17 protein-coding genes and 1 pseudogene are annotated in these 19242 nt (G+C 36.1%); 8 read left to right on the plus strand and 10 right to left on the minus strand.

What is annotated here, in order from left to right; translation table 11 throughout:
• The first annotated feature begins 2 nt into the window (after positions 1 to 2).
• A pseudogene (locus I2F23_RS13865) lies at positions 3 to 367 on the plus strand (DUF7709 family protein).
• Here I2F23_RS13865 and aceI read toward each other — a convergent pair.
• A complete protein-coding gene (aceI, locus tag I2F23_RS01325) occupies positions 364 to 777 on the minus strand; it encodes a chlorhexidine efflux PACE transporter AceI (RefSeq protein ID WP_195770791.1) in 414 nt (137 codons plus the stop codon). The pseudogene I2F23_RS13865 and the gene aceI overlap by 4 nt on opposite strands.
• Positions 778 to 869: 92 nt before the next feature.
• Between aceI and I2F23_RS01330 the strand changes: the two genes are divergently transcribed.
• The 3 genes from I2F23_RS01330 to leuE all read left to right on the plus strand — a co-directional run bounded on the left by I2F23_RS01330 (position 870) and on the right by leuE (position 3539).
• Positions 870 to 1757: a LysR family transcriptional regulator gene (locus I2F23_RS01330; protein WP_195770792.1), complete on the plus strand. Its 888-nt coding sequence runs from the start codon at positions 870 to 872 to the stop codon at positions 1755 to 1757.
• A gap of 78 nt (positions 1758 to 1835) precedes the next feature.
• On the plus strand, positions 1836 to 2816 hold the full coding sequence (gene tal, locus I2F23_RS01335; RefSeq protein ID WP_195770793.1) for a transaldolase: 981 nt from the start codon (positions 1836 to 1838) through the stop codon (positions 2814 to 2816).
• Between the two features lie 66 nt (positions 2817 to 2882).
• Positions 2883 to 3539, plus strand: a complete 657-nt coding sequence (gene leuE / locus I2F23_RS01340) for a leucine efflux protein LeuE (RefSeq protein ID WP_195770794.1) — start codon at positions 2883 to 2885, stop codon at positions 3537 to 3539.
• 52 nt (positions 3540 to 3591) lie between these two features.
• On the opposite strand, the gene I2F23_RS01345 is transcribed toward leuE, so the two are convergent.
• Positions 3592 to 4815 carry an MFS transporter gene (locus I2F23_RS01345; RefSeq protein ID WP_195770795.1) on the minus strand — a complete coding sequence of 408 codons (1224 nt, stop codon included), beginning with the start codon at positions 4813 to 4815 and terminating at the stop codon, positions 3592 to 3594.
• A 102-nt stretch (positions 4816 to 4917) separates the two neighbouring features.
• On the opposite strand from I2F23_RS01345, the gene I2F23_RS01350 reads away from it, so the two are divergent.
• Positions 4918 to 5817 carry a LysR family transcriptional regulator gene (locus I2F23_RS01350; RefSeq protein ID WP_195770796.1) on the plus strand — a complete coding sequence of 300 codons (900 nt, stop codon included), beginning with the start codon at positions 4918 to 4920 and terminating at the stop codon, positions 5815 to 5817.
• 4 nt (positions 5818 to 5821) lie between these two features.
• Here the strand turns inward: I2F23_RS01350 and I2F23_RS01355 are convergent, their stop codons facing one another.
• Together I2F23_RS01355 and pepN are read right to left on the minus strand one after the other, a co-directional pair.
• The gene (locus tag I2F23_RS01355) at positions 5822 to 6127 is read right to left on the minus strand and encodes a TM2 domain-containing protein (protein WP_195770797.1); all 306 of its coding nucleotides are present in this window, start codon (positions 6125 to 6127) and stop codon (positions 5822 to 5824) included.
• A 70-nt stretch (positions 6128 to 6197) separates the two neighbouring features.
• On the minus strand, positions 6198 to 8807 hold the full coding sequence (gene pepN / locus I2F23_RS01360) for an aminopeptidase N (protein ID WP_195770798.1): 2610 nt from the start codon (positions 8805 to 8807) through the stop codon (positions 6198 to 6200).
• 242 nt (positions 8808 to 9049) lie between these two features.
• Here pepN and I2F23_RS01365 point away from each other — a divergent pair, with 242 nt between their 5' ends.
• Together I2F23_RS01365 and thiM are read left to right on the plus strand one after the other, a co-directional pair.
• On the plus strand, positions 9050 to 10210 hold the full coding sequence (locus tag I2F23_RS01365) for a hypothetical protein (RefSeq protein WP_195770799.1): 1161 nt from the start codon (positions 9050 to 9052) through the stop codon (positions 10208 to 10210).
• Positions 10211 to 10235: 25 nt separating this feature from the next.
• Complete coding sequence (gene thiM / locus I2F23_RS01370) at positions 10236 to 11051, plus strand: hydroxyethylthiazole kinase (protein ID WP_195770800.1); 816 nt, start codon at positions 10236 to 10238, stop codon at positions 11049 to 11051.
• A gap of 42 nt (positions 11052 to 11093) precedes the next feature.
• On the opposite strand, the gene I2F23_RS01375 is transcribed toward thiM, so the two are convergent.
• From I2F23_RS01375 to cysD, 4 genes are all read right to left on the minus strand, one after another.
• Complete coding sequence (locus I2F23_RS01375; RefSeq protein WP_407647987.1) at positions 11094 to 13265, minus strand: TonB-dependent siderophore receptor; 2172 nt, start codon at positions 13263 to 13265, stop codon at positions 11094 to 11096.
• Positions 13266 to 13316: 51 nt separating this feature from the next.
• On the minus strand, positions 13317 to 13697 hold the full coding sequence (locus I2F23_RS01380) for a 5-carboxymethyl-2-hydroxymuconate Delta-isomerase (protein WP_195770801.1): 381 nt from the start codon (positions 13695 to 13697) through the stop codon (positions 13317 to 13319).
• A gap of 63 nt (positions 13698 to 13760) precedes the next feature.
• Entirely contained in the window at positions 13761 to 15383 is a 1623-nt protein-coding gene (cysN, locus tag I2F23_RS01385) for a sulfate adenylyltransferase subunit CysN (RefSeq protein WP_195770802.1), read from the minus strand.
• Positions 15384 to 15400: 17 nt separating this feature from the next.
• Positions 15401 to 16309 (minus strand): sulfate adenylyltransferase subunit CysD, encoded by a 909-nt coding sequence (cysD, locus tag I2F23_RS01390; protein WP_195770803.1) that lies wholly within the window; start codon positions 16307 to 16309, stop codon positions 15401 to 15403.
• A 234-nt stretch (positions 16310 to 16543) separates the two neighbouring features.
• Between cysD and nfsB the strand changes: the two genes are divergently transcribed.
• Positions 16544 to 17182: an oxygen-insensitive NAD(P)H nitroreductase gene (nfsB, locus tag I2F23_RS01395; protein ID WP_195770804.1), complete on the plus strand. Its 639-nt coding sequence runs from the start codon at positions 16544 to 16546 to the stop codon at positions 17180 to 17182.
• Positions 17183 to 17226: 44 nt separating this feature from the next.
• Here the strand turns inward: nfsB and I2F23_RS01400 are convergent, their stop codons facing one another.
• Both I2F23_RS01400 and fba read right to left on the minus strand, forming a co-directional pair.
• Complete coding sequence (locus tag I2F23_RS01400) at positions 17227 to 18084, minus strand: DMT family transporter (RefSeq protein ID WP_195770805.1); 858 nt, start codon at positions 18082 to 18084, stop codon at positions 17227 to 17229.
• Positions 18085 to 18152: 68 nt separating this feature from the next.
• On the minus strand, positions 18153 to 19151 hold the full coding sequence (gene fba / locus I2F23_RS01405) for a class II fructose-bisphosphate aldolase (protein WP_195770806.1): 999 nt from the start codon (positions 19149 to 19151) through the stop codon (positions 18153 to 18155).
• Positions 19152 to 19242: the final 91 nt, after the last annotated feature.

Genomic DNA, 19242 nt, shown 5'->3' on the forward strand with positions numbered 1-19242 from the left:
GAATAAATATAATGGTCAACAATAAAAAACTATCAAAAGTGAATCAAAAAATTCTACAAGAAAACCAAAACTTTCCAATAGTAACTTTGAAAGATGGTACACCTGTACAAACTGGGACGGTTGCAGTGTTGCTTTACAATATATAACGCTACAACGAAGGAAAACGAGGACAAATCGAAGAAGAGATGAGGCTTGCCATTCCTATACTATTTAAAATTGGTTTTTTGAGTTATTCCCACCGAATGAATGGATTTCAAAAGAAAATTTTGGGAGAAATTTTATTGGTCATGCAGCTCAAGCATATTTAATATACAAGCCAACATATTTGTGTTGGCTTTCATCTATACTTCATCAGTTAACTTTTTAAGTTGTAATCATACGGCGCTCAATAATGTCGTAGCACCACTGAAAAATAAATGTATATACCAAAATACATAAAGTCATTGCTAAATCCAGCACAAATGCTTCAAGAAGAGTAATTTTTAGTGCATAAGCGACCATAGGAATAGTGGCCAACATTAATCCGCCCTCAAATCCAATGGCATGCAAAATACGTACTGGAATAGTTCTTTTGAGTTGATACTTCTTCTCTGCTTTTTCAAACATATAATTAAATATTATATTCCAGATTACCGAAGTGACAGCCATGATTACTCCTAAAATTCCTGTAACTTCAAGTGGCATATCTAAAAAAGTGCTTAATGCAACTGCAATAATTACGAGTAAGATAACTTCATACGTCAATGCATGAATTAACCTTCGTTTTGAAATAAACATATAAATAACCTTCAATCACTAGAATATGACCTATTTTATTTTTATAATATTGATAACTCTAGTTAGAACCTTTCAGTATTTTTGATAGAAATATGAATATAAACCAAGAACAACTCTTAATATTTAAGACTGTCATAGAAACAGGATCTTTTTCAGCAGCAGCGAGAAAATTAGGGAAAGTACCATCAGCCGTTAGTATGTCGATCGCAAATTTAGAAATCGATTTAAATGTTCAGCTTTTTCAACGCATAGGTAGAGAGCCAATTCCTACAGAAGAAGCTAATCATTTATATAAAAAAACAGAAAATTTACTTATTGAGATGAACCAATGGAAACAATATGCATTTGCCTTGGGTACAGGATTAGAACCTGCTTTGAATATTGTGATTGCTTCCGAACTTATTCATACACCATGGATAAAATACATCAATGCTCTTGAGCAGCAATTTCCTACATTAGAAATCAATATTTTCTCTGCACCTCAAGAAGATGCCATGGGCATGCTGATGCAAAATGAAGTTCAATTTGCTTTACTGTTTGAAAGAGAACTTTTAGATCATCGTGAGGCATTTATAGAACTTTTTTCAGAAACAATTGTTCCCGTAAGCGCTTTAGAACACTCACTCTCACAACAACATCAAATTACGCTACATGAGCTCTCTACACACCGACAGATTGTCGTTACTAGTCGTGATAAAGCCATTAAACCAGAGCTCGTTTTTTCTAAAGATTATTGGCGTACAGATCATTATCACTTAGCCCTCACACTCATAGAACAAAAACTTGGCTGGGGATTTCTACCACAAGTATTTTTAGATAGCTTAAAAGATAAAGAAGGAAAAAATCTAACTGTATTAAATATTACTGATTTTACTTACGATTTAAGATACTTCATCGATTTAGTATGGAATAAAGAAAATTCTATGGGAATCGCTGGTCAATATTTAATTAACTATGCAAGAGAACAACGTAATAAATAAAAACATTGTCATAGATGTAACAAAATATTGGTTAAGATATGTTATATATAAGAAAAACAGACGTAAGAAGTTAATCTAATGACTGAATCTACTTTAAAACAAATTAAAGAACTCACAACCATCGTTGTAGATAGTGGCGATCTAAATGCCATTCGAACATTTAAACCCCTTGATGCAACCACTAACCCATCATTGATTACGGCAGCAGCATCTCAGCCTGAAAATTTAGCACTGATTGAAAGTGCCTATGCTCAAGCTGTGAGCGAAGGCCATACATCAGATGAACGTATAGAACGCACGATTGATATTTTAACCGTTAAATTAGGGGTTGAAATATTAAAAATTATTGAAGGCCGAGTATCAACAGAAGTAGATGCAAATTTATCTTATGACACTGAAGCCACCATCGCAAAGGCAAAAGAGCTCCTCGCACTTTATAAAAGTTATGGTGTGTCATCAGATCGAATATTAATTAAAATTGCATCGACATGGCAAGGCATTCAAGCAGCAAAAGCTTTAGAAGCTGAAGGTATTCACTGTAACCTCACCTTATTATTTGGTTTACATCAAGCACGTGCTTGTGCAGATGCCAATGTAACTTTAATTTCTCCATTTGTTGGTCGTATCTTAGACTGGTACAAAAAAGCAGATAAAGTAGATAGCTATCCAATCGAAAAAGATCCGGGTGTGTTATCTGTGAAGAAAATCTTTGAATATTATAAATCTCAAGGTATTAAAACAGAGATTATGGGTGCAAGCTTCCGCAGTACTGCTCAGGTGACTGCACTTGCTGGTTGTGATTTACTAACCATCTCACCAAATATCTTAACTGAGCTTGAGTCTGAAACAACTCAAATTTCGTCTCAGTTGAATAAAAATATCCCTCAAGCTAGCAAAGAAGCACCGATTTCTAAAGAAGAGTTTAAAACCCAAATTGAAAAAGATTTAATGGCTTTTCAATTACTACAATCAGGTATCGATGGTTTTATCAAAGCAAGAGAACAACTCAGCCACTTATTACACCAGTCTCTAGGTGATAGTGCTGAAATTAAAGGCTAAATTATTCTCAGGCTAGGGTGGCAAAATGCGCTCTAGCTTTCTTTTTTATTTCTATGAGTAGTTATCGTGCTCGGCATTATCAATTTATCTACTTTTATCCTTGGTACTATTTTAATTATACTATTACCAGGACCAAATTCCTTCTATGTATTGTCAGTTGCTTCTAAACATGGCGTAAAAGCTGCTTATCAAGCCTCATTTGGGGTTATTTGTGGCGACTTTATTCTTATATTGGCAACTATTTTTGGTGCAGCTTCTGCATTACATACTTTTCCTTTAGCTTTCCTTGCACTTAAAGGTTGCGGTGCACTTTATTTATCTTATTTAGGGATAAAGTTAATTCGACATGCATACCAGACATGGAAAAGTCGACACCAAAAAGTATCTAAAGAAACACCTATATTCAGTGAAAAAATAGAAAAAATTACTCCTTATCGAACCGCTCTTACAATTAGTTTACTTAATCCGAAAGCTATCTTGTTCTTTCTCTCATTTTTTATTCAATTTGTAGATCCCAATAGCACATCACCTTTTCTAAGCTTTTTGGTATTAGCACTTATTTTAGAAATCATCAGTCTAAGTTACTTAACACTGATTATATTTTCTGGGATTAAACTTTCACAATATTTCTCACAACATCTTCGTCTTACTAGTATTTCTGTACTTATTGTGGGCTTACTATTCATTGGCTTTGGAATTAAACTAGCCACATCTACTCTATAAAAAGAAATAAGAGAGATCTATTTTTCTCTTATTTCTTCATTAAATGAGCAATCTATGAACGTACTTTTTGATTTACCGTGAGTAACGTTGCAGCCGCAATTAAAACGACAGCCAAAATAACGACAGCACTCCATCCATTATATTGCCAAGCATATCCACCGAGTGAACCCACAATACTAGAACCTAAATAGTAAAACAGTAAGTAAAGTGATGTTGCATGCCCCTTAAATGACTTTGCATTCGCCCCGACATTACTACTTGCTATAGAGTGAGAAATAAAGAATCCAGTTGTTACAAAAGCTACCCCAACAATAATGGCAAACAGATTCATGCTAAGAGTCATTAACGTACCGATAAACAACATTAAAAAACCAAATCGCATAATAATTTGACGACCGAGTTTCTCTACAAGGCTTCCTGCAACAGATGAAGAAATGATGCCAAAGCTATATGACAAAAAGATAAGACTGATCTGTGTCTGATTAAGCGTATATGGTTGGGCAGACAATCTAAAAGTAATGTAGTTGAACAGCGTCACAAATATACTAGTAAGTAAAAAACCAATGCCATAGACTCTTAATAATTGAGGGTTTTTTAAATGTGACTTCCAAGCATTAACATGGAAAGATAGATTAACCCCCTTCTTGGCAACAAAGTTTTTTGAATCAGGCAGTAACTTTAAAAAGCCAAATGCACATAAGAAACACAGTACACCTAAAATTGCCATTGCCATACGCCATGAAAAGTACTCAGTCAATAGGCCCATGCCTACTCTGCCCATCATTCCACCAAATGCTGTTCCCGCAATATATAGGCCCATTGTTTTGGCTAAGTGCTTAGGATTAATCTCTTCTGCAATCCATGCCATCGCGACCGCTGGCACACCACCTAAAATAAACCCTTCTATGGCACGTTCAATAAGTAATAAATGCCAACTTGAAGACATTGCACAAAGTACATTTAAAACCGCAGCAAGGCTCATCGAACAGAACATTAAACCCTTTCGGCCAAGTGCCTGCGAAAATGCACTCGATAACACAATAGAAAAAGCTAAGAAACCTGTCGTTAATGACAATGCTAATGCACTTGTTCCAGGTGTAATATGAAATGCCTGTGTAAATGCAGGTAATAAAGGCTGTACACAATAGATGAGGGAAAAACTGGCAAAGCCTAATAAAAACAATGCAATTCCTGCCTTTTGAAAAGATTTAGTACCAAAACTAATACCTAAATAATCTTCTTGTCCTAAAGCCTGCGCATCTGCTTGCGTTTTCATTTAAATGACCTAAATTCACGAGTTTTTCATTATTCTTTAGACTATCAAGTGAATGTATATATGTATAATATATAATACTACTATACGCTATATATAAAAAATATGGACTTACGACATATTCGCTATTTCATTACTGTTGCAGAAGAACAAAGTTTTTCTAAGGCGGCTCAAAGACTTCATATGAGCCAACCCCCCTTAAGCATGCAAATTAAACAACTAGAAGAAGAAATTGGTACTGAACTATTTTATAGAACATCACAAGGAGTATCTCTTACACCCTCAGGAAAAGTATTTCTTAAATCTGTACTTCCCATACAACATCAAGTTCAACATGCGATTAAGCAAGCACAAATTACAGCGAATGGAGAAATTGGAGAGCTTCGTTTAGGATTTACAGGAACAGCGATTTTAAATCCACTCATTCCAAAAGCTATTCAACGATTCCAAAAACAATACCCATCCATCAACTTAGTTTTGACAGAAGCAAACTCACTTCTGCTCATTGAAGCAATTTTGCACAATGAGCTCGATATCGCTGTCATTCGACCACCAAAAACATATCCTAATGATCTTTGCATTCAACATCTGATTGATGAACATCTAGTTGCTGTTTTACCTCAGGATTATTTACTTCCCGATGAAAAATTAAGCTCACTAGAAGCCCTCAAAAATGAACGGTTTATTGTTTCACCCTACGAAGTAAGTGCTGGACTTTTTGAAGCAACTGTTCATGCATGTGCACAAAGTGGCTTTGAACCTAAGTTCGGCCCAAGTGCACCACAAATTGTTTCTATCTTATCTTTAGTTGCGGCAAATATTGGAGTATCTCTTGTACCTGAGTCGACACAGCAATTGAATATCAAAGGTATTCAATACCAAGCGCTCGATCCTAAAATTTCTAAAATTGGTTTAGGATTAGCATACAAAGCAGATCATCACTCACAACCCGCTATTAACTTTTCTAGTATTCTTCACTCGCTTCTACACCATCAATATGAGTGAATATTTATCCATACTTACGTGCAAACTGCTCGTCAGAAGAACACAAATAAATAATACCTTCAATAAATGCAATAAACGCAGGCAGGAAGGTCCAACAGAAAATTAAATATAAAAATCCTTGCCCAATACGTCCCAAATAAAATTTATGGATACCAAAACCACCTAGAAAAAATGCCAGTAATGCAGCCGCCAATTTATTTTTTTCACCCACAATAGGTGGGTTCGTCTGACGCACACCACACTTAGGGCAAATTTCAGCACGTGCATCGATTGATTGACTGCATGCAAAACAGAATTTTGTACGATTCATAATAAGCCTTACTCAACATAAAAAAAGCACTATGCAATACTACATTGCATAGTGCTCATATTTATAAAAATTATACAGATAACATACTATTCAATGTTTCAACAACATTCTTAGATTTTACAGTTTCTTTCAATTTGGTTAATTCTTCTTTAACCTCTGTACGCTTTGGCTCGGCCAGTGTATACCAGCGTGAAAGTACTTGAAGCAAGCGTGAACCTACTATTGGGTTCTTTTCATCTAAATACTGTGCAAGCTCAATAAAATGAGCTACGCCATAACTCCATGCATTGACAGGATTACTGTTTAACCCACCACTCACCGCACGAATACGGTTTGGTGTTCCCAAATCATAGTCAGGATGTGAAGTCAGATATTGAATCGTCTCTTGTGTTGCATTTGGATGTGCTGCTTGCAACATAAACCATTGATCCAATGCCAAAGGCTCATCTTTAAAACGTGTATAGAATTTTTCTAAAGCTTCTTTTGCTTGTGGGGCATCATTCCAAACCAATACCTTTAATGCACCTAAACGTTCAGACATGTTAGAAGTAGTATCAAATTGCTGTTTTGCCAATTCAAATACTGCTTCATCTCCTTGACGTGCCATATAGCTAAGCATAATATTTTTAAGCGCGCGCTCGCCCATTGCTTGAGAAAACTCAGACTGTAATTTCGGGTCTAAACTTAAATAGGTCTCTTTAAAGAAACTGCCTAAAGCTTTTGCAAAAGCATTTAAAAGTGCATTACGTTTCTCTTGAATGACTTCGGGCTTATAGTTTTCATCAATGCGACTTGCTAAATACCCTTCAGATGGTACGTCCAATAAGCGTGATGCCAATAAAGGATCTTTTTTAACAATATTTGGCAATGTATTTTTTAGCGCATCAATATATGGTTCTGCCACATGATCTTCTAGCAAAATACGCTCAAGCAATGTTTGTGTCGCTTGCCACTGGTTAAATCCATTTGTTTCATGCTCGATAAGGAAAGCCAGCGCATCATCTGTATAATCAAAATCTAGATTTACAGGTGATGAAAAATTACGTAGCAATGAGACCACTGGCTCAGTCGTTACATTGTTAAATGTGAGTGTTGCTTCTTCACTATTTAGCAAATATACGCCATCTTTCACTTGGTTTTCTACAAGATCGTCTGCATCTAATGTAAATTGCTCACCTGAGTCTTTATTGAATAATGCAAGTGCTACAGGTATCGGAAGTGGTTTTAATTCAGGATACTTATCATTTTTTCTTAATGATTGCTTAAATACCAATGTATAGCTTTGATTGACTGCATCATATTTATGGGTTACCTGCAGTTTTGGTGTACCGGGTTGGTTATACCAACGTAAGAATGCAGATAGATCTACACCTGAACCTGCAGATAAAGCTGAAATCCAATCTTCTACTGTTACAGCTTGGCCATCGTGTCTTTTAAAATATTCATCTGTTCCTTGACGATACTTTTCTTTACCCAACAAAGTCGCCATCATTCGGTTAATTTCAGCACCTTTTTCATACACGGTTGCCGTATAGAAATTATTAATTTCTACAAAATGATCAGGCCGTGGTGGGTGCGATAATGGACCAGCATCTTCAGGGAATTGATGAGACTTCAATATGGACACATCATCAATACGTTGTACAGCAGCCGACTGTAAATCTTCAGAAAAAGATTGATCGCGGAATACAGTCAAACCTTCTTTTAAACACAATTGAAACCAATCACGGCACGTAATACGGTTTCCTGTCCAGTTATGAAAATATTCATGTGCAATTACTGACTGTACACGCATAATCGCAGCATCGGTGGTGTATTCCTCATCTGCCAATACACATGAAGTATTAAAGATATTTAAACCTTTATTCTCCATAGCTCCCATATTAAACTGACTAACAGCAACAATCATATAATTGTCTAAATCGTAAGGACGACCATAATGTTCTTCATCCCAACGCATAGAATGCTTTAAAGCTTCCATTGCAATTTTACATTTAGGAATATCTTTTTCAATTGCATAGATCTCTAATGCAATATCTCTACCTTCAGATGTGACATAACGATCTTTTAATACAGCAAGATCACCAATAACGCATGCAAATAAATAGCTTGGTTTCTTTGTAGGGTCTTCCCAGATTGCATAGTGGCGTGACGCATTAACTTCACCAGTTTCAAGTAAATTACCATTGGCAAGAAGTACAGGATATTTTTTGTCTGCTTCTACACGCGTTGTAAATACAGAAAGTACATCTGGACGGTCAGGGTAAAAAGTAATTTTTCGGAAACCTTCTGGCTCGTTTTGCGTCACAAATAAGTTCCCTGCCTGATATAACCCTTCAAGCATTGTATTTTTTTCAGGATGAATAATAACCCGTGTTGTAATCACAGCTATATCAGGTACATTCGTCAGTGTAAGTTGCTCTGTATCAAGTTGATACTGATCACTTGTCAATACGACATCATTCACTTTAATTTCTTTAAGTTCGAGATCACGCCCCAGCAATACAAAGTCACCCTCTGTTTGACGCTTTACATTTAAAATACTGTCTACAATTGTATGATCTTGAAATACTTGAATATCTAAATGGACTGAATCCACTAAAAATGTAGGTTTCTTATAATCTTTTAAATATACGGTTTGATCTGCAGCTTCGACTGCTGGATTTGCAGCTATATTCATCTTTTATCCCTACGTTATCTGTCATTTAAAGCACTTTAAAATTAATATTGGGCAATAATTTGTATTTTTCAAATGAAAAATTCATTTTTTGCTGATATATGTAAAAATAATGCAAATTCTGATCCAATTCTAATAAATATTAGTCATTTAATTGTTTTAGGTACATTTAAAAACATAAGTTTTTCGCTTCTATACATAACATTTGTATAATAGTAAGCCTTTTTAAAATATTGAGTTGGTGTGTGTTTATTCAAATCATTAAGAAACAGTTAGATAGCAGTACATTATGTCCACTCTGTCATGCTGCAATGTATTGGGTAGATGCTGAGCAGTTTGAAATAGATATAAATTTTCACCAGTGTAGTCATTGCGAGCATCGTGTTTTTCAGAGCAGTGCTTTTAGCTGTCATTGTGAAGCATGTACACAGAAGCGTAAAAAAATGCTTAAGGAAACTCGTCTGCAAGAGGTAAGAAAATTTCGTAAAAAAGACATTGAAGCACCTTCATTATACCAATTATCTTTTATAAAAAAATTATTTTTACTGGCACTCTTAGATGACTATGCACGTGAAGATGCACAACATAATGAATATATCGACTGGGATAAAATAAAATATAGACCTATTTCACCAAATATTCATTTTCAACAGCATCTTGTTAAACAATTAGAAAAAGAAAATATTTTTATACTTCACGATCCCAAAAATGAAGATATATCTAACTATTATATTAATGTACGTCTAGATGGCTATGCAGAGCCGAGTCTATTTAGTATTACACAACAACTGCGGTTTTGGTTTTATGAAGATTTAAGCCAAGGCGTACCCTTTCAAGACAGTAATGAAGTGAAACATGCGATTTATTTGATGCTATATCAAGAAATTATGCAATTTACTATGGCTGTCTGCCGCACTTGGAATATACAAATTGCAGGACATAAATCGTTTCAAACACTCTGTTATAGATTACTTGATCATTTAGCAGTCGAACAAATTTTTTATCTTATTCATACTGCACTCGCCTACTTACATGAACAAGGTGCTTTACAAGCACGTAATGATAATTTTATTAATACGCATAAGCTCAAAAAAACAGTTATACAATACCGAGAAAATGCTATAAAAAATAAATGGGAAACACCTAACTTTCCTCGCCCTGAACATTTACCTTTTAATAAAATGGGAGAAATTTTATATTTTAAATTTCTAAATTATGATCAACGTATATTGAGCCAACCGATTTGGCACTTATGGAGAAAAATTTCTCCAAGATTGAGTTTTTATTCAGACAAGCGTTGTATGCATTGTGGCTCTCATGACTTAGAAGTGGAATACGATGCAGGAGATTATGTCTCTTTACGCTGTAGACAATGTAAGCACCAAGATCACTACTTTACACAATAATTTTCTTTTAGGATAAAATCAAACCATGATGCAAGTAAACACTTTAATAGACCAAGTGATTTTTGCATGGCAACAATTACAGCAAAAATCCCCATTGGTGCAATGTATTACCAATAAAGTGGCAAGTAATTATTCAGCAAACGTACTTTTGGCCTGTGGTGCCTCACCTGCCATGATTGACAATCCTTATGAAGCAGAAAGTTTTACACGCATTACAAATGCTTTAAATATTAACTTAGGTACACCTTCTTCAGAGCAAATGCAAGCAATGAAGATTTCAGCCGCCACTGCTCATCAAAAAAATATTCCTTGGGTACTTGACCCCGTAGGCTATAGTCCTATCTTAAAGTGGCGTAGCGACATGGTAGATACCTTGCTCACATTCTTGCCTAGTGTGATTCGTGGCAATGCCTCAGAAATTTTAACCCTAGCAGGAGAATCTATACCATCGAAAGGTGTAGACAGCACTTTAGATAGTAAAGATGTATACCCAAAAGCCACGGCGTTATTAAAGTACAGTCCATGTATTGCAATTTCTGGAGCATCTGACTTTATTTTGTCACAAGAGACAGATCAGGTCATTGAAATAAAAGGTGGGTCTGCATTACAACCTAAAATTACTGCAACTGGATGTGCTCTTGGTGCACTTATTGCTGCGTATTGTGCAGTTGCCCCTATACATATTGCAACAATTGCAGCACATGTACATTTTGCAATTGCTGGAAAACTGGCTTATGAAAGCGCACCTACTTTAGGTCAATTTAATGTTGCTTTTATAGATGAGCTATTTACTTTAAATGCTGAGAAAATTAAACAACATATAGATATTCAAATACATTAATAAAAAACGGCGTATTTAAAATGTACGCCGTTTTTCTCGTTTTTAAAAATGAATCGTGGCTGATAGTTGTGCCGTTCTTGGATTCCCTAAGAACAAGTAGTCATCACCCATAAATCCACCCACATCTCGCCAGTATTGGGTATTCATCACATTATTTATATTCAAGCGAAAGTCTGTATCATAACCTGCTATTGGTAAACGATATGCAGCACCCACATTAAAAATACTATAGCCTGCAACTTTTACAGTGCCTGATCTATTTGCATATTTGCCTGAACTCGCTTGCATACCTGCTAATAGTCTTAACTGATCATTTAACACAGGTGGTTTATAAGAAAGATAGCCACTAAATCGCCATGTTGGGCTATTTTGAATCTGATGCCCTGCATAGCTTTCATCAGATACATTATCTAGTCTTGCCCGAATATAACTTAAACTTGTGAGCATATCTAAACGATCTGTTACAGCACCATTTAATGCCAACTCTACACCTTGGTTATGCTGTTTTCCTTCTTGCACAAAAGCAAATTCTTGCGGGTTTGAAGGTATTGAAATTGCATATTGATTATCTTGTTTTAAATCAAATACTGTGGCCGTAAGCAAAAATTGTTGTATCTGCTGTTTAAGACCAATCTCATATTGCGTAGAATTTTTTGGTGCAAGCGTAACACTTGCATTTTTTGCGTACCATGGTGCTTCCCCACCATCTGATAAGCCTTTGGCATAGCTTGTATAAATCGTTGTATTTTCAAATGGTCTATACATTAAAGCAGCTTGTGGTAAAAACTTACTTAGATGTGTGTCTCTAGCCAATATTTCATCTTTATTGTAGCTTTGCTCATTTAAATGCAGCCATTTTGTACCTAATAATACAGACCACTGATTATTCAAGTTAACAAGATCTGAAATGAAAATACTTTGTTGATGGCTTTTTAACGCAGTATATTTATTTCCTAAAACGGCATTACTTACAGGTGAAAAATCAGTTGTATCATTATAGATATTACTTGTACCTATTACTTGATTCAGCCCTGACACACGCTTTCTACTTTTATTGGTTTCTGCAACTTCCGTACGCAATTGATGTTTAAATGATCCTGTTTCAAACTCACCATTTAAGTGGAGTTTAAATTGATCTGTGACTCGCGCATCATTTGGATCACGGTAGTCATAAATATCATAATTTCCACTTTGGTCGAATGTATTACCTAAACCCGTGTACTTGCATATATCTGAATAACAACCATAAGGGAATGCCGAATAATCATCAATTACAACACGACTATGCGATGCAGTTAGACTCATATTCCACTGAGGATTAAAAGCATAACGATAAGTGATATCTGTATTTAAGCTTTTATTGGTTACAGGATTACTCCAACTTTGATAACCGAGTAATTTATCCCAATTTACATTTTGTGGTACTGCCTTTGCATCAAGAAGTTGATATCCCGGTACAGAGCGTTGTTTTTGTGATTGAGCTTCTAAATTCAACTCAAGTTTTGCTTTGTCAGTCATATTCCAATCTAATGCTCCAGAACCAAAATATCGTTGACCATTTGCATGATCGACGTATGGTTTAATATCTTCATGAGCAAGGTTAATACGATAGCCAAACTGACGGTTTTCCCCAACAAATCCACCTAAATCTGTAGAAACAGTTTTGTCACCATATTGGTCTATATCGAAGGTTAATGTACGCACATCTTCAGGACGTTTTGTCACAAAATTTACGACACCACCGGGTGTAGACATACCACTTTGTAAAGCAGAAATTCCTTTTAAAATTTCCACACTTTGTTTATTTTCTAATGCAATGTTTTGCTCACCACGAACTACATTGCCATTAATTAAATAGCTAGAGGCTGTATCAAGTGCAAAGCCACGTACCATAAAGTTTGGATAATATCCTATCGCGGCATAACCATCCCCCACACTGGCATCATTTTTTACAACATCAGTTAGGAGCTTTGCATGTTGATCGGTGAGCACTGCACTCGTGATTGAAGAAATAGATGCAGGAATCTGGCTAATTTTCTGACCACTATAGCCAGTGATATCAGCGAATGAAGTACGGTATGCAGAAGATGGTTCACTTTTCACAGTAATTGTTGAAAGTTGTTCGACATCGTTGCTTTGTGCATTTACCTCAGTAATTGTTAATGCATTTGCTGCATAACCTGCTTCATAAATTGTGCCTAAACAAATTTTAATCGTTAAAGCGCTCTATCATAAAACGAAAAAGCGTCAATGAAAATCAGTAACTTAAGTTTCAACACGAGATATAACTGCTTTTCTATAAATTTCTTTGTTCATTTCCACAACTTCTACAGACAGATGAATTTCTTTGGTTACATCGGTATGTATGAGTTTTTGGTTATCTTTAATTTTTTGAAGCAGTTGTTCATTTAATTGCTGTAATTGTTCAGTTGTACGACCATTAAGAACACAGACCTGTAAATGTATAAATGCATTCTTTTCTAGACCATCACCAATTAAAAACTCATCAAATTGAATCGCTCTAGATTTAATGTCATGTTTATATTCAAATAGTTCAGAATCGAACAATACTCCATGAAGTTCTAATAATAAGTCTTGCGTATCTATATCAAGATTACCACTGTATTGTAACGTAAGATTTGGCATATGTTTTCCTTGTTATATTTTATCCAATAAAAAGCCCAACATCTGTTGGGCTCTACATCATATTTATAGCTGTACAAAACTCTTAATTTTGACAACCAGATCGTCAATCTGATCTAGGTCTATAAATAGATCAGCATGCTCTTTTTGTGACTCATCAATAATTAAAAGAATACCTGTTGATTTTAGCAGTTCAATCTCATGGCGACTGAGACTCTCTTGAGCAAGAGACACTATGCCATCCGTGAGCAATACACGCTCTAATTGTGCTTTATACTCAAAAGCAGCTTTAGAAAGTGCAATCACAGCAGGTTTTTGTCCAAGTCTCGCAGCACGTTCGTCTACACTTACTGCGCGCTTTGTATCACTGAGTTGTGCAGTATCTTCAATCATCGCTGCACCAACAGTGACATTGGTTAAACGATCAATAAAGATAAAACTACCTGTAAAGCGACTGTCTTTATAGTCATCAAATACAATTGGACGGTCGAACTCTACCGTTACATCTGCAATACCGTTCAGTGCAAGTGTTTCATCCACATGCCCTTGTTCTAAAGTATTTACATCAATTGTATGATTAATCACACTCACTTTTGCAGGTACACTTTGAGTACCTACTTTCACATTATACAATTTTCCCGCAACGAGAGGCTGCTCAGCCATCCAAACTACGGTTGCTTTTACAGCACGTGATTGCTGAGGTAATGCACTTGGATGAGCAATTAAGTCACCACGGCTCACATCAATTTCGTCTTGAAGTGTAAGTGTAACTGCTTGACCAACCACCGCATTTTCTAAATTGCCATCATACGTGACAATTTCTTTGACACGACTGCGTTTACCCGAAGGTAATACTACAATCTCGTCATTTACAGCAACACGACCAAGTGCAATTGTACCTGCAAAACCACGGAAATCTAAATTTGGACGATTTACATACTGTACTGGAAATCTAAAATCTTGATGTTCAGTTTCACGCTCAATTTCAATCGTTTCCAAAATTTTCATCAGCGTTTGACCTTGATACCAAGGTGTATGCTCAGAAGGATTTACAACATTGTCGCCATTAAGTGCCGAAATTGGTACAAAATGAATATTGGTCGGCTTGCGATTACCTAAATGCGTAATGAATTCTTCATAATCTTGACGAATTTGATTAAACTTTTCTTCAGAAAATTCAATTAAATCCATTTTGTTAATGGCAACAACAATATTACGAATACCTAATAGTGCAGAGATAAATGTATGACGGCGTGTTTGTGTCTGTACACCATAACGCGCATCAATCAAAATAACTGCAAGATCACACGTCGAAGCACCCGTAGCCATATTACGTGTATATTGCTCATGCCCCGGCGTATCAGCAATAATGAACTTACGTTTATCTGTTGAAAAATAACGATATGCAACGTCAATCGTAATACCTTGTTCACGTTCAGCTTGCAAGCCATCTACAAGTAAGGCAAGGTCTACTTTTTCGCCTTGTGTACCCGATTTTTTACTGTCACGCTTTACTGCTTCTAATTGATCTTCATAGATCATTTTAGAATCATGCAGTAGACGACCAATCAATGTACTTTTACCATCATCAACATTACCGCATGTTAAAAAGCGGAGAAGATCTTTTTGCTCATGTTGTTTTAAGTATGCCAAAATATCCTGGCTAATGAGCTCGGATTGATGAGACATGTATTTACTCCACTAAATTAGAAATAACCTTCTTGCTTTTTCTTTTCCATTGACCCAGCTTCATCGTGGTCAATCATACGGCCTTGTCGTTCTGAGCTTGTGGTCAACAACATCTCTTGAATAATTTCAGGCAAAGTATTGGCTGTAGATTGCACTGCACCTGTTAAAGGATAGCAACCTAATGTACGAAAACGTACCGATCTCATTTCAGGCACTTCACCTGCACGCAACGGGAAACGTTCATCATCAATCATAATGAGTGTACCATCACGTTCTACGACAGGACGTTTTGCAGAAAAATAAAGCGGTACAATTGGAATTTGCTCAAGATAAATGTATTGCCAAATATCAAGCTCTGTCCAATTCGATAAAGGAAAAACACGAATACTCTCGCCTTTGTTCACTTTACCATTATAAATGTTCCATAATTCAGGGCGTTGGTTTTTAGGATCCCAACGATGCTTATTGTCACGGAATGAGTAAACACGCTCTTTCGCACGCGACTTTTCTTCATCACGGCGCGCACCACCAAATGCAGCATCAAACTGATATTTATCTAAAGCTTGCTTTAAGGCTTGCGTTTTCATAATGTCAGTATATTTAGAGCTACCATGATCGAATGGATTAATATTTTGTGCCATTCCTTCAAGGTTCTTATGTTCGATCAGTTCAAGCCCATGTTTTTGTACCATGTCATCACGGAACTTGATCATGTCCTTAAATTTCCATCCGGTATTAACATGCATTAATGGAAATGGAAGTTTGGCAGGGTAAAAGGCTTTCATTGCTAAATGTAACATCACCGCAGAGTCTTTACCGATAGAGTAAAGCATCACGGGATTTTCAAATTCCGCAGCCACTTCTCGAATAATATGAATACTTTCAGCCTCAAGCTGTTTAAGGTGAGTTAATCTTTCCTCAGTCATTAATATACCCAGCTAAACGGAAATTTTAAGGCAAACATATTAGCATGCTTCATCAGAGCACGTATGTGTATGTCTAATGACGATTTTTGAATAACTAAATCATTTTTTCTACTTTAGAAAAATTTTCAGTTTAATCGTGAAAAACAATAAGTATATGAATTGTAAAATGATCTTTTTATTCATATTTAAGTAATTATACTTGACCTACTCTTTATATTACTTTGGTGCGTTCACATGGATATACTTAAAGTTGCACAAACACGATACACAACAAAAGCATATAATTCAGAAAAAAAGATTCCTCAAGCAACACTCGACACCTTATTAGAAACACTTAGACTCACACCATCTTCTGTAAACATTCAGCCGTGGCATTTTTTTGTAATTGAAACAGATGAGGCAAAAGCACGTGTTGCAGAAACGATGCCTGGAAACTATAGCTACAATGCAACGAAAGTATTGCAAGCATCACATAGCATTGTCTTTTGCACAAAGACAAATATTCCTGCTGAACATCTCGAAGCACTTTTAAAAGCAGATGATCATGCAGGACGCTTTAAGAATGAAGAGGCTCGTGAAACACAGGCCAATCTACGTGAAGGATATGTAATTAAAAAATCTATTCCCGACTGGCTTATTCGCCAAACGTATATTGCCCTTGGACAATTTTTAATAGCTGCGGCTGCTGAAGGTATCGACTCAACGGCAATGGAAGGTTTCGATAACAATGCATTTGATCAAGCATTTGATTTAAAAGAAAAAGGTTTACAAAGCTTAGTGGTGGTTTCATTAGGTTATAGAAGTGAAACTGATTTTAATGCCAAGTTACCTAAATCACGCTTACCACATGAGCTTGTATTTACGCATCTTTAAACTAAACCTTATGGAGATGACTTAACAAATAAGTCATCTCAATTTCACATGGTACTCATTAAAACCAATACTGCACTTATTGCTAGCACCAAACTAAATAGCATTTGAGAATTTATCTTTTCTCTAAAGAAAAATATCCCACCTAAAATACCAAATACAACCACAGCAATATTCATACTCGCAAAAACGATTGCAGGTGAGCTTTTCAAAGCAATATGTGCATTAATATACAGAGCAATGTTTGCAAAGTTTAAAATGCCTAGACCTAAGCCTGCGAAAATATTCTTTTTACCCCATAAATTACAATTTTCTTTTAGACTGCAATAAATAAAGGAAAATAGAAAAGCAGTTACAAAAATAAGATTTAGACTTTGCGCAAAACCCTGCCCTAAACTACTATTATATTTCAAAAGAACATCTACAAGTGCATAACCAATCCAAACACATAACAGTGAAAGTACGCCTTTTTTATTGATGATCTGATGATGGCCTGTTTCACGACTCAGAACAAGTAAACTTACAGCAAAAATACCTAAAGTGACACCAATAAGTTTCACTGCTGAAAATTGCTCATTAAAAATAAAATATGCTGCAATAATTGATAAAACAGCCGATAAACGTTGTGCGATTTCTGTTTTAACAATACCTGCATCATTTAATGCACGCGAAAGTGCAAGAAAAATACTGGGTAAAATAATACCTAATAACCCAATGAGCCACCATGGCACTTGTGCCACCTGTATATTCAATAAGTTTGGCTTAAACCATAAAAAACAAAGTAAACTTGCACTCGCATAATTCCATACCACCATAGAAAGTGGATGATATCCAACGCTTGCTAATTTCTTTAGAAGGATTGATACAGCAACACTACAGCATGCAGCAAATAGAATAAAAATCAATGTCGTATACTCATGAACAAATAAAGCCCACCTATGTGAACTTTATCTTAATCTGAAAAAGTAGGTAATTAGTAGCGTTCAACCATTTTTTCTAATGAAATTGGACGAATTTTACTTGCATTACCAGCTGTACCGAATGCTTCATAACGGCTGATACATACTTCTTTCATGGCCTCAATCGTTTTTGAAAAATACTTGCGAGGATCGAATTCTACTGGATTTTCCGCAATAAATTGACGGATTGCACCGGTAGATGCAAGACGTAGATCCGTATCAATATTAATTTTACGCACACCATGTTTAATCGCATCAACAAGCTGCTCAACTGGCACACCATAAGTTTCGCCAATTGCACCACCGTGTGCATTAATGACCTGTAACCACTCTTGAGGAACAGAACTAGAACCATGCATAACCAAATGCGTATTTGGTAAAGCAGCATGAATTTCTTTAATGCGTTCAATCGCTAAAATATCGCCTGTAGGTGGACGGGTAAATTTATATGCGCCATGTGAAGTACCAACAGCAATTGCGAGTGCATCGACATGGGTATCTGCAACGAATCTTTTAGCTTCATCGACAGATGTTAAAAGTTGGCCATGATCTGCGGCTTGTTTTTCTAAACTTCCAAGACAGCCAATTTCCCCTTCTACTGAAACACCACATGCATGTGCCATTTCAACCACTTGACGTGTTACCTGCACATTGTAGTCGTAACTCGTTGGCGTTTTCCCATCTGTATTTAAAGAACCGTCCATCATGACTGAGCTAAAACCCAACTGAATTGAGCGTTGGCACACCGCAGGGCTTACACCATGATCTTGATGCATTACGATTGGAATATGTGGCCACTCTTCAATTGCTGCCGCAATTAAATGACGTAGAAATGCTGACCCTGCATATTTTCTTGCACCTGCAGACACTTGAACAATAACAGGTGAATTTGTTGCATCTGCAGCAAGCATGATTGCACGCATTTGCTCTAAATTATTTACATTAAATGCTGGTACACCATAGCTATGCTCTGCTGCATGATCTAATAACTGACGTAATGATACTAAAGCCATAACTCTCTCCCCAATTTGCGTGCGGTATTCTACATGGGCATTGCCAACAAAACTGTATTTAAAATCATCAAGCCATAAAAAAACCCTGCAA

This window comes from Acinetobacter pollinis, assembly GCF_015627175.1.
In the GTDB taxonomy this organism is placed as follows: domain Bacteria; phylum Pseudomonadota; class Gammaproteobacteria; order Pseudomonadales; family Moraxellaceae; genus Acinetobacter; species Acinetobacter pollinis.